Source organism: Rhodococcus sp. IEGM 1307, from assembly GCF_030056915.1.
In the GTDB taxonomy this organism is placed as follows: domain Bacteria; phylum Actinomycetota; class Actinomycetes; order Mycobacteriales; family Mycobacteriaceae; genus Rhodococcus_F; species Rhodococcus_F opacus_D.
The window spans coordinates 197,864-219,574 of sequence record NZ_JASHKW010000007.1 but is presented as its reverse complement, the minus strand read 5'-3'; the positions used below and the strand labels follow the sequence as shown (position 1 = coordinate 219,574).

26 protein-coding genes and 1 tRNA gene are annotated in these 21,711 nt (G+C 68.4%); 12 read left to right on the top strand and 15 right to left on the bottom strand.

Features of this window, described 5'->3' with window-relative positions; genetic code table 11:
* Positions 1–51 precede the first annotated feature (51 nt).
* From QM841_RS15900 to QM841_RS15880, 5 genes are all read left to right on the top strand, one after another.
* Entirely contained in the window at positions 52–867 is an 816-nt protein-coding gene (locus QM841_RS15900; RefSeq protein ID WP_283332705.1) for a class I SAM-dependent methyltransferase, read from the top strand.
* 135 nt (positions 868–1,002) lie between these two features.
* Positions 1,003–2,076, top strand: a complete 1,074-nt coding sequence (locus QM841_RS15895; RefSeq protein WP_283332704.1) for an aromatic ring-hydroxylating oxygenase subunit alpha — start codon at positions 1,003–1,005, stop codon at positions 2,074–2,076.
* Between the two features lie 18 nt (positions 2,077–2,094).
* Entirely contained in the window at positions 2,095–2,310 is a 216-nt protein-coding gene (locus QM841_RS15890) for a hypothetical protein (protein ID WP_105413956.1), read from the top strand.
* Between the two features lie 15 nt (positions 2,311–2,325).
* A complete protein-coding gene (locus QM841_RS15885) occupies positions 2,326–3,285 on the top strand; it encodes a PDR/VanB family oxidoreductase (protein ID WP_283332702.1) in 960 nt (319 codons plus the stop codon).
* A 15-nt stretch (positions 3,286–3,300) separates the two neighbouring features.
* Positions 3,301–4,053: an IclR family transcriptional regulator gene (locus QM841_RS15880; RefSeq protein ID WP_283332701.1), complete on the top strand. Its 753-nt coding sequence runs from the start codon at positions 3,301–3,303 to the stop codon at positions 4,051–4,053.
* Here the strand turns inward: QM841_RS15880 and QM841_RS15875 are convergent.
* Both QM841_RS15875 and QM841_RS15870 read right to left on the bottom strand, forming a co-directional pair.
* On the bottom strand, positions 4,019–4,516 hold the full coding sequence (locus QM841_RS15875) for an RrF2 family transcriptional regulator (protein ID WP_009477226.1): 498 nt from the start codon (positions 4,514–4,516) through the stop codon (positions 4,019–4,021). The two genes, QM841_RS15880 and QM841_RS15875, sit on opposite strands and share 35 nt — an antisense overlap.
* 37 nt (positions 4,517–4,553) lie before the next feature.
* Entirely contained in the window at positions 4,554–4,970 is a 417-nt protein-coding gene (locus QM841_RS15870; protein ID WP_280781814.1) for a VOC family protein, read from the bottom strand.
* A gap of 167 nt (positions 4,971–5,137) precedes the next feature.
* Here QM841_RS15870 and QM841_RS15865 point away from each other — a divergent pair, with 167 nt between their 5' ends.
* The gene (locus QM841_RS15865; protein ID WP_283332700.1) at positions 5,138–6,106 is read left to right on the top strand and encodes a sterol desaturase family protein; all 969 of its coding nucleotides are present in this window, start codon (positions 5,138–5,140) and stop codon (positions 6,104–6,106) included.
* On the opposite strand, the gene QM841_RS15860 is transcribed toward QM841_RS15865, so the two are convergent.
* The 6 genes from QM841_RS15860 to QM841_RS15835 form a co-directional block, all read right to left on the bottom strand.
* Positions 6,038–6,721 (bottom strand): YceI family protein, encoded by a 684-nt coding sequence (locus tag QM841_RS15860; protein WP_283332699.1) that lies wholly within the window; start codon positions 6,719–6,721, stop codon positions 6,038–6,040. The two genes, QM841_RS15865 and QM841_RS15860, sit on opposite strands and share 69 nt — an antisense overlap.
* Positions 6,722–6,790: 69 nt before the next feature.
* Positions 6,791–7,585 carry an SDR family NAD(P)-dependent oxidoreductase gene (locus QM841_RS15855; protein WP_283332698.1) on the bottom strand — a complete coding sequence of 265 codons (795 nt, stop codon included), beginning with the start codon at positions 7,583–7,585 and terminating at the stop codon, positions 6,791–6,793.
* Between the two features lie 94 nt (positions 7,586–7,679).
* Positions 7,680–7,770, bottom strand: a tRNA-Ser gene (locus QM841_RS15850).
* 55 nt (positions 7,771–7,825) lie between these two features.
* The gene (locus tag QM841_RS15845; protein ID WP_280781818.1) at positions 7,826–8,017 is read right to left on the bottom strand and encodes a CsbD family protein; all 192 of its coding nucleotides are present in this window, start codon (positions 8,015–8,017) and stop codon (positions 7,826–7,828) included.
* A 138-nt stretch (positions 8,018–8,155) separates the two neighbouring features.
* On the bottom strand, positions 8,156–8,614 hold the full coding sequence (locus QM841_RS15840; protein ID WP_005561213.1) for a nucleoside deaminase: 459 nt from the start codon (positions 8,612–8,614) through the stop codon (positions 8,156–8,158).
* Between the two features lie 11 nt (positions 8,615–8,625).
* Positions 8,626–9,165, bottom strand: a complete 540-nt coding sequence (locus QM841_RS15835; protein WP_037228037.1) for a tRNA adenosine deaminase-associated protein — start codon at positions 9,163–9,165, stop codon at positions 8,626–8,628.
* A 49-nt stretch (positions 9,166–9,214) separates the two neighbouring features.
* Here QM841_RS15835 and QM841_RS15830 point away from each other — a divergent pair, with 49 nt between their 5' ends.
* Entirely contained in the window at positions 9,215–10,183 is a 969-nt protein-coding gene (locus QM841_RS15830; protein WP_280781820.1) for a prephenate dehydrogenase, read from the top strand.
* Positions 10,184–10,234: 51 nt separating this feature from the next.
* On the opposite strand, the gene QM841_RS15825 is transcribed toward QM841_RS15830, so the two are convergent.
* Together QM841_RS15825 and QM841_RS15820 are read right to left on the bottom strand one after the other, a co-directional pair.
* A complete protein-coding gene (locus QM841_RS15825) occupies positions 10,235–10,822 on the bottom strand; it encodes a putative glycolipid-binding domain-containing protein (protein ID WP_005248751.1) in 588 nt (195 codons plus the stop codon).
* A complete protein-coding gene (locus QM841_RS15820; RefSeq protein WP_283332852.1) occupies positions 10,819–11,931 on the bottom strand; it encodes a hypothetical protein in 1,113 nt (370 codons plus the stop codon). Before QM841_RS15820 ends, QM841_RS15825 begins: the two co-directional genes overlap by 4 nt.
* Positions 11,932–12,111: 180 nt before the next feature.
* On the opposite strand from QM841_RS15820, the gene QM841_RS15815 reads away from it, so the two are divergent.
* The 5 genes from QM841_RS15815 (at position 12,112) to QM841_RS15795 (ending at position 15,274) form a co-directional block, all read left to right on the top strand.
* A complete protein-coding gene (locus QM841_RS15815; RefSeq protein WP_005561219.1) occupies positions 12,112–13,257 on the top strand; it encodes a DNA cytosine methyltransferase in 1,146 nt (381 codons plus the stop codon).
* 14 nt (positions 13,258–13,271) lie between these two features.
* Complete coding sequence (locus tag QM841_RS15810) at positions 13,272–13,676, top strand: very short patch repair endonuclease (protein ID WP_283332696.1); 405 nt, start codon at positions 13,272–13,274, stop codon at positions 13,674–13,676.
* Between the two features lie 128 nt (positions 13,677–13,804).
* Positions 13,805–14,071, top strand: a complete 267-nt coding sequence (locus tag QM841_RS15805; protein WP_280781821.1) for a hypothetical protein — start codon at positions 13,805–13,807, stop codon at positions 14,069–14,071.
* A gap of 61 nt (positions 14,072–14,132) precedes the next feature.
* Positions 14,133–14,789 carry a class I SAM-dependent methyltransferase gene (locus tag QM841_RS15800; protein WP_283332695.1) on the top strand — a complete coding sequence of 219 codons (657 nt, stop codon included), beginning with the start codon at positions 14,133–14,135 and terminating at the stop codon, positions 14,787–14,789.
* Positions 14,790–14,842: 53 nt separating this feature from the next.
* A complete protein-coding gene (locus QM841_RS15795; RefSeq protein WP_164059604.1) occupies positions 14,843–15,274 on the top strand; it encodes a nitroreductase family deazaflavin-dependent oxidoreductase in 432 nt (143 codons plus the stop codon).
* Between the two features lie 4 nt (positions 15,275–15,278).
* Here the strand turns inward: QM841_RS15795 and QM841_RS15790 are convergent, their stop codons facing one another.
* The 5 genes from QM841_RS15790 to QM841_RS15770 all read right to left on the bottom strand — a co-directional run bounded on the left by QM841_RS15790 (position 15,279) and on the right by QM841_RS15770 (position 21,574).
* Positions 15,279–16,082, bottom strand: coding sequence for an NmrA family NAD(P)-binding protein (locus QM841_RS15790; protein ID WP_283332694.1), 804 nt, complete (start codon positions 16,080–16,082; stop codon positions 15,279–15,281).
* Between the two features lie 76 nt (positions 16,083–16,158).
* Complete coding sequence (locus QM841_RS15785; protein WP_283332693.1) at positions 16,159–17,472, bottom strand: serine hydrolase domain-containing protein; 1,314 nt, start codon at positions 17,470–17,472, stop codon at positions 16,159–16,161.
* A gap of 102 nt (positions 17,473–17,574) precedes the next feature.
* Positions 17,575–19,143 (bottom strand): MFS transporter, encoded by a 1,569-nt coding sequence (locus tag QM841_RS15780; protein ID WP_283332692.1) that lies wholly within the window; start codon positions 19,141–19,143, stop codon positions 17,575–17,577.
* A complete protein-coding gene (locus QM841_RS15775; RefSeq protein ID WP_283332691.1) occupies positions 19,140–20,378 on the bottom strand; it encodes a cation:proton antiporter in 1,239 nt (412 codons plus the stop codon). The genes QM841_RS15780 and QM841_RS15775 overlap by 4 nt, the downstream gene beginning before the upstream one ends.
* A 122-nt stretch (positions 20,379–20,500) precedes the next feature.
* Positions 20,501–21,574, bottom strand: a complete 1,074-nt coding sequence (locus QM841_RS15770; RefSeq protein WP_283332690.1) for a D-2-hydroxyacid dehydrogenase — start codon at positions 21,572–21,574, stop codon at positions 20,501–20,503.
* Positions 21,575–21,711: the final 137 nt, after the last annotated feature.

The window sequence follows — 21,711 nt, the reverse complement described above, 5'->3', positions numbered from 1 at the left end:
ACAGCCCGCGCAGCACTGTGTCGGGAGTCACCTCGGCGTTACGGTGGATTCATGTCCGATCCGACGGCGCCGCTGTCGTTCCGGGCGGACGAGATCGACCGCGCCGCCCTGGACCAACTCGCCGCAGTCCTCGACCTGCAGGCCGCGCGCCCGGGAATCCGGCGACTGCGCGAGTGGTCGCTCGCCGCCCTGCACGTGCGGCCGGGCGAGAGCGCCCTCGACCTCGGATCGGGCACGGGGTCGGAGACGCGGGCCCTCGCCGCCGCGGTCACCCCGTCGGGTCGCGCGATCGGACTCGATCCCAATCCCGGCATGGCCCTCCTCGCCCGGGAGCGGGCCGAGGAGGAGGGCTCGACGGCGCAGTTCGTGATCGGCGACGCCTATTCGCTGCCGTTCCCCGACAACCGCCTCGACGTCGTGCGGAGCGAGCGGGTCTTCCAGCACCTGAGCGATCCGGACCGCGCGGCGGCGGAAGTGGCCCGAGTTCTGCGACCGGGCGGGCGAGGTGTCATCGTCGACAGCGACTGGGGCACGGCGATCATGCACCCCGGCGATCCCCTGGTCCTGCAGAAGATCATGGACGTGATGCTCTCGCACACCGCGAACCCGCACTCCGGACGGCGGCTCCCGGGGCAGCTCACCTCTGCCGGGCTCGTCGTCGAGGACATCGGCACGGAGGCGTTGATCCAGGATCCGGGCGATGTGACCGGCCCACTCGTCCAGATGATGACGGCCGCCGCGATCGCCGAGGGGGCGATCACCGAGGCGCAGAGCGCCGAGCTGCTGGAGCAGCTGAACGCCGCCGCCCGCAGCGGCGACTTCCACATGTCGGTGACGATGTTCGCCTACCTCGTCCGCAAGCCCTGACGAAACCCTTCCGACATTCGGAAACCGAGTGTGGTGGATCACCTCCGGTGCCGCACAGTGGTGGAGACGACGCTGACGCCTCACCGAGTCTGGCGTCACGAATAACGCAGCAGCCCAGCATATTCCGGAGGCCCCATGTCCACGATCGCCCGCAACCAGTGGTACGTCGCAGCCTACGGCTGTGAGGTCGGACGCGAATTGTTCTCCCGCACCATCTGCGAGGAGCCGATCCTGTTCTGGCGGACCGAGGCCGGCGAGGCCGTTGCGATGAGCGACCGGTGCGTGCACCGCCGGTACCCGCTGTCCGAGGCGCCGAGCCGGCTCGACGGCGACAAGGTGGTCTGCGGCTATCACGGTTTCACCTACGGCAGCGACGGCGGCTGCGTGTTCGTGCCCGGCCAGGCGCGCGTTCCCCGCACCGCCCGGCTGCGCTCGTACCAGGTGGTCGAGCAGGACTCGTTCGTGTGGGTCTGGATCGCCGACCCGCAGAACCCCCAGCAGGGCGATCCCACCCGCATCCCCCGCGCACCGTGGATGGATTCCCCCGACTACACCGTGGTCAGCGGCATGGAACCGATCGACTGCAACTACGGCCTGCTCGTCGACAACCTGATGGACCTGTCGCACGAGACGTACCTGCACGGCGGCTACATCGGCACCCCCGAGGTAGCGGAAACCCCGATCACCACGGAGATCGACGAGGACCGAAACGTCATCTACGTGTCCCGGCACATGGACGACGCCGAGTGCCCGCCGTTCTACTCCAAGTCCACCGGCATCGAGGGACGCATCACCCGCTGGCAGGACATCGAGTACACGCCCCCGTGCCTGTACCTGCTGCACAGCCGCATCGCCCCGATCGGCGCACCGCTGCCCGGCGACGACGGCTCCGACCCGCACGCGTTCCACAGCGAGATCGTGTACGCGATCACCCCGTCGACGGAGAATTCCACCCTCGACTTCTGGGCCGTGGCCCGCGACTTCGCGGTCGGCGACGACGCCGTCACGACGTTCCTGGCCGAGAACAACCGGACCGTCGTGATGCAGGACGTCGTGGCGCTGAACATCCTGCAGAAGGCGCTCGACACGGAAAAGGACGGCTACCAGGAGCTGTCGATCAACATCGACGCCGGCGGCCTCGGCGCACGCCGGATCCTGAAGAAGCTGGTCGACGCGCCGCAGGCCGTGACCGCCGCGGCGGTGGGCTGAGCCGTGGAACCGACCAGGATGCTCCGCGGCGCCAACGTGATGCGCATCGTCTGGCTTCCGGGCTCGGACCTGCTCGAGGGCGAGTGCCACTGCGGCGCGCGCCACGTCGCGGAAGAACCCGCCGCCCTCTGGGAGTGGTTGCTCGCCCACCCCGAGGGACACCATCCCGCCGATCCGCCGGTGCCCGCCACGACGCTGCCCGCGGCGCCGGAATCCGCTCCCGTTCCCGTCTGACCCGGAGAAACCGCCATGCCTATCCCACCCGAACCCGTGCTCGAGCTGGAGCTGACCACCAAGACCACCGGCGCCGACGGCGTCGTCGTCCTGGAGTTCCGCGACCCTTCCGGCGCCGACCTGCCCGCGTGGACGCCGGGTGCACACATCGATCTGGTGCTGACGCCGGAGCTCACCCGCCAGTACTCGCTGTGCGGCGACCCGGCCGAGACCGGGACGTGGCGCGTCGCCGTGCTGCGGGAGGCGATGGGGCGCGGCGGTTCGCAGTTCGTGCACGACAAGCTGAGCGAGGGCGACCGCGTCACGGTCCGGGGACCGCGCAACCATTTCGAGCTCGAGCCGTCACCGCGGTACGTGTTCGTCGCGGGCGGCATCGGGATCACGCCGATCCTCACCATGGCGCACGCCGCGGAGAACGCCGGCGCCGACTGGACCCTCGTCTACGGCGGACGCAGCCGCAGTTCGATGGCGTTCGCCGACGCACTCGCCGAGCGGTTCGGAGACCGGGTGGTGGTGCACCCCGAGGACGAGCACGGCCTCATCGACCTACCGGGGCTGCTCGGCGACGTTCGGGAGAACACCCTCGTCTACTGCTGCGGGCCGGCGCCGCTGCTCGACGCCGTCACCGGTCACTGCGACAGCTGGCCGTCCGGCGCGCTGCACATCGAGCGCTTCGCGGCCAAGGATCTCGAGGAACCGGTTCGGGCCGAGGGGTTCGAGGTGGAGCTGACACTGAGCGGCAAGACCGTGACGGTTGCACCCGAGCAGTCGATCCTGCAGGCCGTCACCGCCGCCGGCGTCCAGGTCCTGTCGTCCTGCGAGGAAGGGACCTGCGGAACCTGCGAGACGGCCGTGCTCGGCGGTACTGTCGATCACCGGGATTCCCTGCTCACAGCGGACGAGCAGGCTGCCAACGACACCATGATGATCTGCGTCTCGCGTGCGAGCTGTCCACGCCTGACGCTGGAACTGTGAGACGGAGAACGAGCAATGGCGATCACCGGATCGGTGACCATTCGCTCGTTGCGGCTCCTCGAGCTCTTCACCCCGTCCACACCGCGGCTGACCCTCAGCGATCTGTCGCGGAAGTCCGGATATCCGCTGAGCACCGTGCACCGGCTGACCAGCGACCTCATCGAATGGGGCGCCCTCGAACGTGACAGCAGCGGCCGCTTCACGGTCGGGCTCAAGCTGTGGGAGATCGCGTCGCTCGCCCCGCGCGGCACGATGCTGCGCGAGCTGGCGATGCCGGTGATGGAGGACCTGTCCCAGATCACGCGGGAGAACGTCCAGCTCGGCATCGCCGAGGGCACCGAGGTCGTGTTCGTCGAACGCATCGCCGGACAGAAGGCCGTGCCCGTCCAGACCCGCGTCGGTGGCAGGTTCCCGCTGACGGCGTCCGGCATCGGCCTTGCCCTGCTCGCGTACATGCCCGCCGACGTGCAGGAGCAGGTGCTGAGCGGGCCGATCGAGAAGTTCACCGAGCGGACCGTCACCGACCCCGTCGTCCTGCGGCGGACGCTCGCCGAGATCCGCCGATCCGAGGTCGCGATCAGTGATCGTCAGGTGACCATGGACGCGGTCTCCGTTGCGGCACCGATCTTCGAGCGTCCCGGAGCGGCGGTCGCGGCCGTGTCGCTGGTGGTGTCGGCGGAAAATGCGTCGCTGAACGCACTGGTCCCGCTGGTGCGTGCGGCCGGCCGGACGATCAGCCGCGCGCTGCGCCCTCGTCAGCCGTCGTAGCCGGCCGGGTGCGACGCTCCCAGGCCCCCGGATCGGACGTCAGCGTGGTGAGGAAACCCGGCAGCTGCCCGTTCGCCACGTCCGCGAGGCTCACGTTTTCGAGGACGGCCCGCAGGTTCACCCGCACGGCGATCCACACGTCCTGCAGTTTGGCGGCCGGCCCGCAGTAGTCGACGTCCTCGGGGCGCTCCCCCCGCACCGACGCGAGCGGACCCTCGACGGTCCGGATGACGTCGGCGATCGTGATGTCCTCGGCGGGTCGGGCCAGCCAGTAGCCGCCGTCGGGTCCGCGTCTGCTGTTGACCAGTCCCCCGCGCCGAAGGTCGGCGAGGACGGCCTCGAGGAACTTGTGCGGAATGGTCTGCGACTGTGCCAGGAACTCGGCCTTGGACGGGGACGGCCCGGCAGCGGCCAGTTCGATCAGCGTCCGCACGGCGTAGTCCACCTTTGCGGTGATGTGCACACCGAATTCCTACCATCCAAGTATGAAAACGGGCAACTCACGCTTCGCCGCGCGAACCCAGAATCTCCAGGTAGTGCGGGTTGTACATGACGCCGAGGATGTTGCCGAACGGGTCCACGACCGAGGCGGTGACGAATCCCGACTCACGTTCGGTGCGCGGCTCATGCTCTTTCGCCCCCATCGACAGCAGCTTCTCGACGGCGGCGGTCACGTCGTCGACGTGCCAGAACACCACCACGCCGGACGGGCTGTCCGCTGCTGCGTGCGGTGCGTATCGACGGTCGATGATGCCGAGCTCGTGCTGGTAGTCCCCGATCCGGTATTCGATGTACGCCGGGTTCTCGGAGTCGGGGCGTTCGAAGTAGGGGGCGATACCGAGCAGAGCGCTGTACCAATCGCGGGCCGCCGCGATGTCGTCGGCGAAGAGGCTGACGGTGGTGAGTCCTCGCAACATGATGAATCCCTTCGACTGATCCGGTTCTTGCTGACGGAATTCATTCTCCGCGGCAAAGTGCGCATCCAATGAGCACTTTGTTTGCCTCTTCAGACCGGGGCGAATAGTGATGCGTGTCACTCCGAGGTACATTGAACTGGACGATCGTCTTGTGTGGAGGAAGCAGCATGTGGGAGACCGTGACGTCGGCGTGGAATTCGGCGCTGCTGACGCCCCTGCACGAGCCGGTGACGCTGGCCATCCCGGCGTTCGTGCTGTTCCTCGCCATCGAATGGTTCGCAGCCCGGCACCTCGAGGACGCGACATTCGACCCCGACGGACGGTCCCGCCCGGTGCGCGGCGGTTACGAGCGCCGCGACGCGCGGGCGAGCGTGTCGATGGGCGCCGTGTCCATCCTGACGACCACGTTCTGGAAGCTACTGGCCCTGATCGGGTACTCCGCCATCTGGGTGTACCTCGCGCCGTGGCACCTACCCGCGGACGCCTGGTACACCTGGGTGATCCTCATCCTCGGCGTCGACGCGCTGTTCTACGCGTATCACCGGATGGCGCACCGCATCCGCCTGATCTGGGCCACCCACCAGGCGCACCATTCGAGTGAGTACTTCAACTTCTCCACCGCGCTCCGCCAGAAGTGGAACAACAGCGCCGAAATCCTGATGTGGATTCCGTTGCCGCTGATCGGCATTCCGCCGTGGATGGTGCTCATCGGATTTTCCGTGAACCTCGTCTACCAATTCTTCGTCCACACCGAGCGCATCGACACGCTGCCCCGGCCCGTCGAGTTCGTGTTCAACACCCCCTCGCACCACCGCGTTCACCACGGCTGCGACCCCAAATACCTCGACCGCAACTACGCAGGCATCCTCATCGTGTGGGACCGGATGTTCGGCACGTTCCAACCCGAAACCCACCGCCCCACCTACGGACTCACCACACCGGTGGGCACCTACAACATCTGGAAGCTGCAGACCCGCGAATACGGTGCCATCGTCCGGGACTGGCGCCGGGCGTCCTCGTGGCGCGACAAGCTGGGCTACGTGTTCGGGCCGCCCGGGTGGGCGCCGTCAGGAACGCGCGAAGCTGACCAGGAAGTCGACCGTGCCGTTGCCGTCCACGGTCACGAAGCCCAGTGACGGCGGCGTCACACCGAAGTCCGTCCAGGTGACCGGGATGCTGCCCGAGGCGATGAGGTCGTCGCCGGAACGCAGCACGTCGATGTCGACGGTCACCGGACGCGACTGCCCCTTGAGGGTCAGCGTTCCCTGGGCCGTGACCGTTCCCACGGAACCGTCCGCAGGCAGCCCCGACAGATCGACCGGGGAATCGACGGTGAACGTGGCGGTCGGGAACGTGCCCGTGTCCATGACGTTGCCGCGGAACTGGTTGTCGCGGCGGGACTGATCGGTCGCGATGGTCGCCACCTGCACGGTCACCTCGCCCGCGGTGAGTTTCTCACCCTCGACGGTCGCGTTGCCCGTCACGTCGCCCGTCGACCCGACCACCGTGACGCTCGCGCCGTTGAGGATCTCGTGGACGGTGTACCCCGCGGCCGTCTGATTGGAACCCTGCCCCGGCGTGACGGTCCACTCCCCGTCGACCACTCCGGTGGCCGCCTCCGCGCCCTCGGTCGACACCGAGGCCGCCGGTGCGTCGTCCTCTGCGATGAATTGGCCGTAGAACCACGGGCCCACCAGCACCGCGATCACGACGATGACGACTGCGCCGACCAACCACCACAGCTTTTTCATGAGATCAGGCTAGTTGCAGCTTCAATGGATGTCACTCGGTACGACCTGGGAGAGGGCTGTGAACGTCGGTCACGGGACGATGGAATCGATGTAGCCGCCATCGACCCGCACCGCGGCGCCGGTGGTCGCCGACGCCTGCGCCGAACTGAGGTACACGACCATGTTCGCGATCTCCTCCGGCTCGATGAGGCGCTGCAGCAACGACTGCGGCCGGTACTTCCTCATGAACTCGCGCTGCGCCTCGTCCCACGGCAGGTCCGTGTCGACCAGGCTGTAGACGAAATCCTCCACACCGCCGGTGTGGGTGGGGCCGGCCAGCACCGAATTGACCGTGACCCCCGTCCCCGCCGCCTCTTTCGCGAAGCCCCGCGAGACCGCCAGCAGCGCCGTCTTCGACATCCCGTAGTGGATCATCTCGGCGGGAATGACGATCGCGGAGTCACTGGCGATGTCGAGGACCCGGCCCCAGGACCGTTCGACCATGCCGGGCAGGACCAGGCGGGTCAGCCGGATCGCCGACAGCACGTTCACCTCGAAGTAACGCCGCCACTCGGCGTCGTCGATCTCCAGGGCCGGCTGGGAGCCGAAGATCCCGAGATTGTTGACGAGGATGTCGACACCCGGAACGATCTCCAGGACCCGCCGCGCGCCCTCGTCCGTCGTGACGTCGGCGGCCGCCGGAACGAATTCGCCGTCCGGGACCTCGGCCCGCAGTCGTTCGATCGCCTCGCCCACGGATTTCTCGGTGCGGCCGTTGATCGCCACCCGCGCGCCGGAGCGGGCGAGGCCCGCTGCGATCGCGGCGCCGATGCCCTGCGTCGATCCGGTGACCAGCGCCGTTCTGCCCGTCGAGTCGATGCGCATGTCGCCTGCCCCTTCCCTCCAGGACACGCTAACGAATATCCCCGGCCCGGATACACAAAAAAGCTCCCCACCTGCGTGTGCAGGTGGGGAGCCTTGGCGGTGGCGGAGGGATTTGAACCCTCGGACGGGGGTTACCCGTCACACGCTTTCGAGGCGTGCTCCTTAGGCCGCTCGGACACGCCACCGCCGGTGACTTTACCGGATGTGACGCCCGAGCCCGAAATCGCCAGGTGAAGCCGTTTAACTCAGCTTGTCCTTGAGGTTCTTGGCGGCGTCCTTGACCTTCTCGCCGGCATCCTTCACCGCCGAGGACGCCTGGTCGGCCTTGCCCTCGTCGCGCAGGTCCGGATCGCCAGTGGCTTTGCCGGTGGCTTCCTTCGCCTGGCCCTTGAGGTCTTCCGCCTTGTTCGAAGCTTTGTCTGCGATTCCCACGAGATACCTCCGTGAATCCGATTTCGAACCCGGGGACGGGTCCGGCGGCGCCTCGTCGGCGCCTGTCTCCAGAGAAGCACGGGTCATGCGGACCCGGCCACATAGTGTCGAGTACCCCACGAAAGAGTTTGAAACCGGTCAGCGCCGTTCACGAAAGAAGTCTTCGAGGATGCCGGCGCATTCGTCCTCGAGAACACCGCCCCTGACCTGCGGTCGGTGGGTGAGACGGCGGTCGCGGACCACATCCCACAGTGAGCCGACCGCACCGGTTTTCGGCTCCCATGCCCCGAACACCACCCGGGAGATCCGGGCCAGCACGAGCGCACCCGCGCACATGGTGCACGGCTCCAGCGTCACCGCGAGCGTCGCCCCCTCGAGGCGCCACCCGTCGCCGTACACCCGCGCTGCGGCCCGCAACGCGATGATCTCCGCGTGCGCCGTCGGATCCGACATCGCCTCCCGCGAGTTCACGGCCCGCGACACCTCCACACCGTCGGCGTCGAACACCACCGCACCCACGGGCACGTCGGCGTCGGTGGCGGCCCGGGCCGCCTCGATCGCCGCGCGGATCATCCGCTCGTCGTCCTGAAGAGTCACGGCGCGTGGAACTACCGGGGAAGCTTGTCGAGAACCCCGGCCAGCTCCGTGGTGAACCCGAGCCGCTGCGCGATCATCCCGAGCTGCTCGTCGGGATACAGGTCCGTCTCGGACGTGATGACAGCCAGAACGGGTTCGGGCAGACCGAGGTCGGCGAGCAGCGACAGGTCGCCTTCCTCCCACGGCTCGATGTCGTCGAGTTCGTCCGGGTCGATGTCCGGGACCTCGACGTTGAGCGCCTCGAGGACGTCGGCGGCGATGTCGTAGTCGATGGCCGCGGTGGCGTCGGACAGCAGCAGACGCGTTCCCGACGGCGCAGGCCGGAGCACGACGAAGAATTCGTCGTCCACGTCCAGCAGACCGAAGAACGCGCCCGCGCTACGGAGGGCCCGAAGCTCCTCCTCCGCGACGCTGAGACTGGTCAGAGCAGCCGAAGTGAGGGCCTTGACCTTCCACCGGCCGTCCTCGTGTACTACCGCGACACCGAAGCCCTCCAGATCCTCTGCCCGATCCGAGGAGGCGCTGTTGTTTTCCGCGCGCTGTGCACCCATGAGCGCAACGGTAGCCCGCGGGGTGCCGGTAAATGAAGTCCGCACTCGAATGTGCCAACCTGTTCGGGTGTCTGATACCCCTTCCGCACCTCCGGTGTGCGTGCTCGGCCTGGGCTTGATCGGCGGTTCACTGCTGCGTGCGGCGGTCCGGGCCGGCCGCGAAGCGTGGGGTCACAACCGATCCGCGCCGTCCGTCGACGCCGCCCGGGCGGACGGTTTCGACGCCGACACCGATCTGGTCGCGGTGCTCCAGCGCGCGTCGGCCGAGTCGGCGCTGATCGTGATCGCGGTCCCCGTGCCCGCCGTCGCCGCCACCCTCACCGCGATCGCCCTGTACGCCCCGAACTGCTCGATCACCGACGTCGTCAGCGTCAAGGCGGAGGTCGCGGCGGCGGCAGCCCGTCAGGGACTCGCCGACCGCTACGTGGGCGGTCACCCGATGGCGGGAACGTCGGCGTCCGGGTGGAGCGTCGGCAGCGCCGACCTGTTCCGGGAAGCCGTATGGGTGGTCGGCACCGACGACGGCGTCGACCCCGCCATCTGGACACAGGTCGCGCAACTCGCGTTGGACTGCGGTTCCGTCGTCGTACCCGCCGAGTCCGCCGAACACGACCGGGCGGTCGCACGCATCTCGCACCTGCCGCACCTACTGGCCGAAACCCTCGCGATCACCGGTGCCCGCGGCGGACCGCTCGCCCTGGGTCTGGCGGCCGGCTCGTTCCGCGACGGCACCCGCGTGGCCGGCAGCGCTCCCGGACTCGTCCGGGCCATGTGCGAAGGCAACCGGGACGCCCTGCTGATCGCCCTGGACGAGGCGCTGGTACTGCTGCAGGACGCGCGGACCGAACTGGCGGAACAGTCGTCGACGGCGACGCTCGTCGAGGCCGGCCACACCGCTCGCCTGACGTACGACAACCAGGAGACGTGGGAGATCACCGGCATCGTTCCCGGCCGCGAAGGCTGGATCGACGACATGCGTGATGCGGGTCGGCGGGGAGGGCGGCTCCGCCGCCTGTGAGCCTTTCTGGTTGCCGGAGCTACCAAAAAGGCGCACGGGCGGCTGCGCCGCCTAGATCCGTTCGGCCAGGCCCGGGTAGTCGATGATGAACCCGTCGCGGTCGACGGTCACCGAGGAACTCGACACCGGCGACAGCACGTGGATGCCGTCCGGACCGCTGCTGTAGGTGAGGATCGCGCCCTCGACCCGCAGGTCCAGGAGGTTCACGTAGACGACGGGGACCTCGACGTCCTCGGATCCGAGGTGCAGTCCGTACCGCCGGATGGGCAGGGCGTTGAAGAACGGGCTGAGCACCATGTCGACGTCGAGGGCGCCGTCGAACGTGGACCGCTGGTGGTTGGCGCCGTGCTCCACCATCCACGTGCCCTCTTCGTCGCGGCTGATCGACATCTGCCGTTCACCGGCCGCGACGGACGTCCGCAGCGACAGCCGGCGGGTGACGCCGCTTTCGTCGGTGACGAGGTCGTAGGACGCGCTGAACGCCGGATGCTCGGGGCACTCGCCGCCGATGATCCGGCCTGCTGCCTTGATGCGGTCGCCGTTGAGCTGGACGCGCACCGATTCCATTCGGGGTGCGTTGTCCGCCCGCCACGTCAGTACTGCGGGCCAGGTCGAGGCACCGGAGGCTTGGATGCTCACCTGTCTACGGTAAGCGACGACGGCTCCCGGGGTGGCAACGGGCCGAGTTTCGTTGCAGCAGAGTTGTCGAGAGCCAATGCCCGGGCTCGTTCCGTGACCGCGATGCGCGACGAGAAGACGACGAGGGCGCCGAGTCCGACCGCCACGTTCAGCAATGCCCCGAACTCCTGGGCGACGAAGTCGAACACCTCGGTGAGCAACACCGTGACCAGGGCCGCGGCCCGCAGGAACTGCAACGGCCACAGCTTCCCGTTCCGCAGTCGCACGATCGCCGACCAGCACAGGACGAACGCGATCGCGGACCCGGTGAGCTGGCCGACCGTCGTGATGTCCGTTCCTTCGTCGCCGCGGAGGTCCTCGTCGAGCGTGACCACGGCGCTGAGCAGTCCCAGGGTGGAGAACAGGGTGAGGAGTACGGCCGCGGTCCACAGCATGCCGGGCCCCTTGGCGAAGGCGGGGGTAGCGCGCCGGGCCAGCTCCCGGGCCGTGGGCACGGTCCGGCCGTTCCGGTCCGGGCAGTGGGCGAGCAGATCCCGAACCGATGTCAGCGTCGCCTCGTCCGCGCCGGCGGCGGCCGCCCGGCGCAGTTGCGCCAGCGCCTGCTCCCGGCGCACGTGGTCCAGACCACGGTCCAGGCCGCCGAGCGCGATGGCGGCGGCGTTGGCGACGTCCTCCGTCGGGGTCGGCGGCCGGACGTCGTGCAGCGACCGGTTGACCAGCAGCAACACGACGACCACCACGTACATGATCGCGACGGACGGCCGGTAGAAGTAGTCGTTGGTCTTGGTGACGAACTTGCCGATCTCGTCGAGGAACAACCCGAACCCGATGCCGCCGATCACCACGCCCAGGACGCGCGGTTTCATCCCGAGGAACGAGAACACGGTCACCAGAGCCACGACCATGCCGAGCCCGCCCCACAGGACGTGCGCGATGTGCAGCGACGAACCCCCGACCTGCGGGTAGCCGGTGAGGTGCAGGTAGGCGCGGGTGAGCAGGATCGTGACGATCCCGATGATGACGAACGCTTCGACGAGGCCGCTGCCCTGGGCGTCGCGCAGGAGGTGCGACCGGTTCCGGAAACCCGAGATCCGGAAACCCGAGATCATGGCGCCTCCCTGTGCTCCCACCTACACGAAGTCTATGTGGCTTCGCCACCCGTGAGTACTTATTAACCCCCCGCGGTTAACAAGTACTCACGGGTCGTTGGTCAAAGCAGGCACAGTTCTCGAGTAACGTTCTCGGGTGACTGGTTCGTGAGGAAGGGTGCCGTGACGTCAACCGGGAGCATGGTGGGCCTGTTCGCCGGTATCGGCGGGCTCGAGTTGGGTCTGAGAGAGCACGGCTGGAACACCGAACTGCTCTGTGAGATCGACCCGGGCGCCCAGGCGGTTCTGCGTACCCGATTCACGGACGTCCCTGTGCATTCCGACGTCACCAAGCTGCGTTCCCTCCCCCAGGACATCGAACTCGTCGCCGCCGGGTTCCCGTGCCAGGACCTCTCGCAGGCGGGCCGGACCGCCGGTATCACGGGTTCGCGTTCCGGCCTCGTCGACGAGGTGTTCCGGTTGGTGAAGCGGAAGAAGGGTCCGCGCTGGCTCCTGATCGAGAACGTGCCGTTCATGCTGCAGCTGGGGCGCGGGGCGGCTATGAGGCATATCACGGACGCCCTCGAGGACCTCGGTTACACGTGGGCGTACCGGGTGGTCGATGCGCGCGCGTTCGGGCTCCCTCAGCGCCGCCAGCGGGTCCTGATGCTCGCCTCGCGCACCGAGGACCCCCGCGCGGTGCTGTTCGGTGAGGACGCCGGGGAACGCCCCGTCGACGACCATGCCGACTTCCCGTGCGGTTTCTATTGGACCGAGGGCACCCGCGGTCTCGGGTGGGCGGTCAACGCGGTCCCCACGCTGAAGGGCGGTTCGTCCGTCGGTATCGCGAGCCCGCCCGCCGTGCGACTGCCGTCGGGCGAGATCGTGACGCCCGGGCTCGTGGACGCCGAACGCCTGCAGGGCTTCGACCCCGACTGGACGGCGCCCGCCGCGCTGGTCCCCGGGTTGCGGAACAGTCATCGGTGGAAGCTCGTCGGCAACGCGGTGAGTGTGCGGATGGCGTCGTGGGTCGGTCGGCGTCTGCTTGAGCCGGCGGACTACGAGCGGGGTATCGAGACGCCGATGAAGCCCGGCGACGCGTGGCCGGTGGCAGCGTGGGGTAGCAATCGTCAGGCGTTCCGGGTGCACACCTCGACGTGGCCGGTGCAGGAGCCGTACGAGGATCTCAGCGGATTCCTGGAGGACACCCGGCTGCTGTCGGCCCGCGCGACCGCCGGCTTCCTGAAGCGGGCGCGGATGGGCAATCTGCGTTTCGTTCCCGGGTTCATCGACGACGTCGAGAGCCACCTCGACCGTATGGGCGGCTTCCCCGAGGCCGCCGCGTAGCGGACGGACCCGCGATGCCCGCCACCGATCCCGCGACCAGCGCCCGGATGCGGGCGCAGCGGCGTCGCGACACCGCACCCGAACTCGCACTCCGCAGGGAACTGCACCGGCGCGGGGTCCGGTACTACGTGGACCGCGCGCCGATGAAGGGCGTCCGGCGGCGCGCCGACCTGGTGTTTCCGCGACGGAAGGTGGCCGTGTACGTGGACGGGTGCTTCTGGCACAGCTGCCCGCAGCACGCCACGTTCCCGAAGAACAACGCGCAGTGGTGGGCCGAGAAACTCGCCGGGAACGTCACCCGCGATCGTGACACCGACACGAGGCTGACCGACGCCGGGTGGACGGTGGTGCGGATCTGGGAACACGAGAATCCGGTGGTCGCGGCGAACAGGGTCCAAGAAGCCCTGGACGACGCGTGACCCCCACTTCGCCGGCGGTGGCAGGTCGAGGTGTTGGATTTTCCACCCCTAGGGGTCTGGTCGCCGACGACGGATCGGTGCAGGATGGTCTCAACAGCAACCATTCGGACCCCCTTCGGAGGAGCATGATGATCCGCCGAATCGTCGCGGCGGCCTCCATTGCCTTTGCAGCAGCGGCCGTCCCACTCGTCGGTCCGGCACCCTTTGCGGTGGCTGCACCAGGCGACACCTACATCAGCAATCCCCCAGCCAACCCGACGGACCAGAGTTTCTGCGACGATCAGGCCGCCCTCGCGAACAACCTTGCCTCCAAGGGCGACTACGCGCGAGCCGACGGGGTCGTGTCGGCGGCGAACATGAGCGGTTGCCGCATCTACACGTTCTCCAGCCCGTAATCGGTTGCCGCTCCGGCAACGGGATTCCCTGTTCGGCGGGCCCGGCGGCCACAGTGGGAGCATGACCCACGAGCAGGCACCGGACATGACCGATTTCTTCAGCCAGGAGTTCTGGGACGAGCGCTATCGCTCGACGACCGCGGTGTGGAGCGGCAACCCCAACCCGCACCTCGTCGAGCAGGTCGCGGATGTAGCCCCGGGCAGCGCCCTGGACGTGGGCAGCGGCGAGGGCGCGGACGCGATCTGGCTGGCGGCCCGCGGATGGAACGTCACCGGAGTGGACGTGTCCACGGTGGCGTTGGAACGTGCCGCCGACCGGGCCGCCGCAGCCGGCGCCGACATCGCGGACCGGACGACGTGGGAGCAGGCCGACATCCTGGAGTGGGAGCCGCCGACCCACCGATTCGACCTGGTGTCGGCACATTTCATGCACCTGCCTGGGCCTGCCCGCGAGACCCTGCACCGTCGCCTCGCCGGAGCGGTCCGACGAGGCGGGCGACTTCTCGTCGTCGGACATCACCCTTCCGATCTGGAGACGTCCGTCGGGCGGCCCAATGTTCCCGACATGCTGTTCGCACCGGAACAGGTCGCTTCGGTACTGGACCCCGCGGAGTGGGACATCCTGGTGTCGGCGGCACCCTCGCGTGAGGCGCACGACCCCGAGGGCCAACCCGTCACCGTTCACGACACCGTTCTGCACGCAGTTCGCCGGGCCTGACGACGGTCTACTGTGTGGGCACGATCTGTTCCGAGTGCCGAGACGAGGACGCCGTGGCCGACTTGTTCGTGAAAGCCCTTCAGCTGCATCAGTTCGTCTACGAACGCAGCGGCGGATGGGTGGGGCATCGGTTGCTGTTCGGGATGCCGACCCTGCTGCTGCACAGTGTCGGCCGGAAGTCCGGGCAACCGCGCACGTCCGCGTTGACGTACGGCCGCGACGGCGCGCGCTTTCTGGTCGTCGCGTCGAAGGGCGGTGCGCCCACGTCGCCCGCGTGGATGCACAACGTGCTGGCCGCGCCGACCTGCGAGATCCAGGTAGGCCGCGACCACATCACCGTGGCGGCGCGGAAGGTTCTGCCGGGCGACCCGGATTACGACCGGATGTGGGCGACGATGAACGCGATCAACCACGGCCGGTACAGCGACTATCAGAAGAAGACGGATCGGCCGATCCCCGTCATCGCGCTCACCCCGACCCGCTGAGGCCTCAGCGGAACTCGTCGACGTGCGCCGACGCCCACTGCGCGAACGCGGTGGCGGGGCGTCCGGTGAGTTGTTCGACGAGCCGGTTCGCCTGCTGGGGAGCGTCGACCAGGCTCGCCATCCCTTCCAGGTACCAGCGTGCGTACTCCCCCATCGCCGGCGTCAGGACGTCGACGGCCTCGTCCAGCGACACCTGCCGGTACTCGATGTTTCGGCCGAGGGCGGCGCCGAGTTGTCGGACGATCTCGGCGCGGGTGATCGTCTCGGGGCCGGTGAGTTCGTACGACGCGCCGACGTGCCCGGACTCGAGGAGAGCGACGGCCGCGACCTCGGCGATGTCGTTCATGGCGATCGGCGCGTTCGCCGCCGTCGGGTACGGCTCACGCACGGTGTCTCCTGCGGCGATCTGCGGTGCCAGGATTCCCGCGTTTTCCATGAACTCGCCGGGCCACAGGTGCGTCCACTCGATGCCGGACGCCTCGACGGCCCGTGCGACGTCACCCCAATGGCCGTCGTGAGGACCGGACAGGTCGACGACGTGCCGGACCCCGGCCTGCTTCGCCAGGGCGAGCGCGTCCGGGGCGGTGTCGGGAGTCGGTGCGAGGTAGAGGGAATCGACGCCCTCGAACGCCGCGGGCAGGCTGTCGAGTCTGCGGAGGTATCCCTCGACGACGGTGACCGAGCCCGGAAGTTGCGCCTTGTCAGGATGATTCGTGAGGGCCCGGACGTCCGTCGCACCCCGCGCGAGCAGGTGGTCGACGAGCATTCTGCCGATGTTCCCGGTTGCCCCCGTCACGAGAATCGTCATGCCCAGCACGCTACCGCCGCGGGAGGGCATGTGAGTGGCAAAGTGTGCTCGCGCACGCTTTGCCACTCACATGGGGTCAGCTGGTCGGCGGGGCGGAGGTCGAGGACGTCGCCGGGGCCTCCGAGGGCGTCGGCGTGACCGGGGTCGACGCGTCCGGATTCTGCACTCCGGCGCTGAGCTTGTAGATGTGTTCCGGCGAGATGATCTCCGTGACGGCCCCCGCCAGCGCGGTGCTCGGTTCGCTGCCCTGGTAGGGGACGTCGGTGTTGATCATGATCGCGAGGGTGGTCTCCTGCTCCGGAAGGTAGACGCAGACCGTCTGATACCCGGGGAGGCTGCCGTTGTGCCCGATCCAGCCGGCGACGTCGAAGATGCCCAGCCCGTAGCCGACGTCTGGTGCCAGACCCGGCGCGTTGACCGTCTCGAGCCGTTGCGCCTGTGTGGCCGGTTGCAGCAGTGTGCCGGTGGCCAGCGCGGGCGCCCAGATGTGCAGGTCGTCGAGGGTCGAGATCATCGCGCCCGCCGCCCATCCCCAGGACGGATTCCAGTCGGTGGCCACGGCTTCCTTGTCGTCCAAGGTCTGCTCGGTGTAGCCCTGCGCGTGCGGTTCGGGGAACGCGTTGGTGGTCGGGAAGCTCGTGTCCGCCATCTTCAGCGGCTGAACGATCTTCTGCGTCACGTACTCCGGGAGCGGCAGCCCGCTGACCTTCTCGATGACAAGTCCCAGCAGGGTCGTGTTCGTGTTGGAGTATTCGAATCCCTGCCCGGGTGGGAACGTCGCGGGTTGCGCAAACGCGTACCCCAGCAGTTGCTGCGGGGTGAACGCGGCCTGCGGGTCGCTGAGCAACGCCTTCTGGAAGTCCTCGTTCGCCGAGTAGTTCGCCAGCCCGCTCTGCATCCGGGCAAGCTGGCGCAGCGTGATCTGATCACCCAGCGGCACGCCCTCCACGTACTTCGAGATGGGGTCGTCGAGCGCAACCTTGTCTTCGTCGACCAGCTGCAACAGACCCGTGACCGTGAACGTCTTTGTCACACTGCCGATTCGGTGGAAGAAATCGGTCTCCATCGGCGCGCCCGTCGTCTTGTCGGCGACGCCGAACGCCTTCACGTAGTCGCCATCGGGCCCCCACACGCCCACAATCGCGCCGGGAATCGACGCCATCGACATCGTCTTCTCGATCGCCTCGTCGAGTCGGTCCGCGACACCGGGGTCGATCTGCGCGTCGGCCCCGGCGTTCGGTGATCCCGTCTGCGTCGTCGTGGAGGTAGCGGAGGTGCCCGTGGAGGAGGAGTCGTCGGAGCACGCCGCGGGCACTATCAGCAGCAGGGCCGCTGCAGCCGCCGCGAGGCCTCGTCGCCGATTCGTCCTGGTCACGACCTGAGCTGTCATCGTGCGTCCCGTCGTCGAGGTGCCCCTCCCGGGAACTTACTCCGCGACCGCCGGGTGAATGTACCTTTCGGCGCTTCTGAGGCGACCGGCGATACATTCGCCCTACTGTGCTCTGTCGGTCGCGTATTCGGCCAGCAGCCGCTTCTCCTTCTCCCGGTGCGGGTAGAAGAAGAACACCACCACGGCCCCGGCGCACACCACCAGGATCGCGGCGAGGTACGCCCGATCGTCGCCGTCGAGGAAGGCGTTGCGGGCGGCCGCGATGATCTGCTCGGCGTACTGCGGATAACGTTCCGCGAGCACTTCGGCGCTGGAATACGACTTCGTGAGCGCCGCTTGGGTTTCCGGGGTGATCTGGCTCGAGTCCGGCGACGAGGCGATCGTGGCCGACAGCGACTTCGCGTAGCCGGCGGTGAGCACCGCTCCGAGGATCGACTGCATGATCGCGCCGCCGAGGTCGCGTTGCAGGTCGGAGGTGCCGGACGCCATGCCCGCCCGCGACACCGGCACCGAACCGGTGAGCGACCGCGACGCCGGGGTGCCGGCGAACCCGACCCCGATGCCCACGAACGCGTACGCGAGAGCCACCCACCAGAAGGTTGCGTCCTCGTCCCACCACACCAGCGCGACAACCAGTCCGAGGACGACGAACAGGTAGCCGAGCAGCAGTGTGAACCGGGCGCCGTGCGATTCGACGAGTTTCGCGGAGCGGGGTGCGACGACGACCATCGCGACGGCCGCCGGAATGATCGCCGATCCGGCGGCGAGCGTGGAGTACCCGAGCACGTTCTGGAGGAACTGCTGCCCGATGAACATCGCACCCATCAACGCGCCGAACACGATCACCCCGCCGACGGCGGCCACCCAGAACGTCGGTCGGGCGGCGACGTGCAGATCGAACAGTGGGTGCGCCGCCCGTCGTTGCTGCAGGAAGAACGCGGCTCCCGCGGCGAGTGCGATCAACCCGAGACCGACGGCGAGCGCCCCGGCACCGTCGACCGGCGCGAAGTTGATCGCGAGGATGAGGGCGGCGATGAAGACGACGGAGATGATGCCGCCGAGATTGTCGACGGGATCGGTCGTCTCGTTGACGTGGGCGGGCACCCACAGGATGGCGGCGACGAGGGCGAGAGCGGCGAGCGGAAGGGTCACGAGGAACACCGAGCCCCAATGGAAGTGCTCGAGCAGCGCGCCCGACACGATCGGCCCGAGCGAGGAGATCGCACCACCGAGCGCCGACCACAGTGCGATCGCCTTGGTCCGGGGCGGTCCCGACCACAGCGCGGTGATGATCGCGAGCGTGGTGGGGAACGCGAGCCCGGCGGAGACACCGCCGAGAACACGTGCGAGGAACAGTATTTCGAAGTTCCCGGCGAAGCCCGCGATCGCCGACGCCGGCAGCGACAGCGCCATGCCGAGCACCAGCATCTGTTTACGCCCGTAGCGGTCGCCGAGCGCCCCCAGATAGAGAACCGACGCGGCGAGCCCGAGGGAGTACGCCACGGCGACGAGGTTCAGCTGCGTCTGACTCGCGTCGAAAGCGCGGCCGATGTCTGGGAGCGCGACGTTCGCGACCGACAAATTCAGGTTGGCGACGGCGGCGACGAGGATCAGGGTCGCGAGGATCAGCGTCGCGCGGGCCGGCGCCTGCGTCGTCTCGGTTCGAGTCACTGTCTGCTCCCGGGGTTCTGGTCTCCTCGTGGACCCGCCGAATCGGCCGCCGGTTCGGGGCTCGACGCGAGCAGCGACGCGGCGAGCGGGAAGAGGAGGACGGTGATCGCGCCGGCCGCGACGAGCACGGAGGCGTTGGCGGACGTCATGTCACCGGAGTCGACGGCCACTCCGGTGACGGCCACGATCAGCGGCAGGCCGGTTCCCGCGTACAGCGCCAACTGGGTGCGTTCGCGGGCGGTGAAGGGTGGATCCGTGCCGTCGGCACCCCGGTCGAATCTCCCGGCGAAATAGACCGGGCCTGCCCGCACCAGCAGGATCAGCAGGACGAACGCGATGAGGACGCCGGGTTCGGACGCCACCGCGGCGACGTCGATGGCCATGCCGGACGTCACGAAGAAGATCGGGATCAGGAACCCGAACGCCAGGCCGTCGAGCTTCGTTTCGAGCGTTTCGTCGCCTTCGGGCGTGGCCCGCCGCAGGATGAACCCCGCCGCGAAGGCACCGAGGATCGTGTCGAGCCCGAACGACGCCGCGAGCACGGTGAGTGCGACGAGGAGCAGCATGGTCAGCCGCACCGTGGTCTGCGACGTCGTCTCCGATCCCGACCGGATGATCGCGGTGATCCGGGAACCCTCCCGCCGCACGCGGGCGGGGATGAACGCGACCAGCACCGCCGCGGCCGTGAACAGTCCGAGGACCACGATGGACGCCACGGACCCTCGGGAGCCGAGCAGAACCGCCATGGCGACGACGGGTCCGAGTTCGCCGAACGCGCCGTGATTGAGGATCGTCCGGCCCAGCCGGGTATCGAGGGCGCCCGCGTCACGAAGGATCGGGAGCAGCGTGCCGAGCGCCGTCGACGTCATGGCAATGGCTACCGCGGTTCCGGCGTCGACCACGTGGACGAGGCTCAGCAGCGACACCACCGCGAACGCCAGGGCCAGCGAGACCAGCCACGTCAGCAGGGCCCTCCTGCCGCCGCGACCGGTGATCTCGGCCGTGTCGATCTCGTACCCGGCCAGCAGGAAGAGCAGACCCAGCCCCAGGTCGCGCAGCAGCTCGATCTCGCTGCCCTCGACCGCAATGTCGAAGACGTGGGGACCGATGACGATCCCGGCGACCAGCAGAAGTACCACCTCGGGCACCAGCTTCCGGGGAAACAACCCGGCGAGCAGCGGGGCGATCACGGCGCATGCCACGATCCAGAACAGCGACGCTCCCACGGAAGGCATGCATCACCCCGTCTCTCGAACCGCCGGACACAGCACTGCGTTCGAGCCTCACAGAGCCCGGACGACGAGACATCATCCGTGAGGGATGAACGCCGCCGCGCCGCCGACATGCACCGGAATCGTCAGTAGAACTCGACGGTGTCGACGCGGTTGATCAGCTCCTCGCCGTCGAGGAACCGGGTGGCGTTGCGCGCGAACAGTTCCGCGATGAGGCGGTCCTCCGCGGGGTTCAACGCCGCGGTGTGCGGGCTGACCAGCACGTTCGGATGAGCCCACAGCGGACTGTCCGATGCCAGGGGCTCGGACGCGAACACGTCCAGCGCGGCGAACCCGACCCGCCCGTCCTCGATCGCGGCGGTCATGGCGACCTCGTCGACGACGGTGCCCCGGCCCACGCTCACCACCGTGACTCCGGGCTTGACCGCGCCGAATACCTTTGCGCTGACGAGGCCTTCGGTGGCGCTGGTTCCGGGAAGCGTCACGACGATGCCGTCGGCGTCCCCGACCACATCGGCCAGCCGGTCGGGGTGGACGATCTCGTCGACGCCCTCGACCGCGCTGTCGCGCCTGCTCGTTCCCACGACGGTGGCGCCGAGGGCCTTCAGCTTCAGTGCCGTCGCACGGCCGATGCTGCCCAGCCCGACGACGACGATGCGCTGCCCGGACACGGTTCCCATGGCCCAGCGGCCGCTCCACACCTTGTCGCGTTGCTGGGCGAGGAGACGCGGGAGGGTCTTGGCGCCGGCCAGCAGGCCGAAGACGGCGAACTCGGCCAACGGTTCCGCGTGCACACCGGCGGAGGTGCTGAATGCGATGCGGTCGAGTTGCTCGTCGGTGAGGCCGGCCGCCTTCACCTGGGCCCCGCCGCCGGCGGGCATCGTGTGCACCCAGCGGAGGTCGGGGTTGGCGCCTGCCGTCCTCGTCAGTGCCGCGGGATTCTCGTCGGGCACGCCGTACAGGGCGTGCGCCGAATCGACCAGGTCGTCGAAGGCCTTCTGCTGCTCCGCGGTCCGGGAGAACGACGGATCGCCGGAGTGATCACCCGGGAATCGGGAGGGCGGCAGCAGATCCTGCTCGCGGATGAAGTCGATGCGCGGTTCCGCCCGGGTGACGAGACTGATGAGCTCTTCGCTCACGGGGGTCGCGGCGACGACGCGGAGTCGCCCGTCGAGTGGCTTCGGGTCGTGTGCGCTCACAGCAGATTCCTCCGGTACGGGCCATCGCTGACCATATGTTCAGATCAAAAACTTTGCACTAATCATGTGATTCAGTCAACACTTTCAGTTATGTATGACAAATAGCCGTCCGCGCGGTATCGTCCTCGACACGCCAG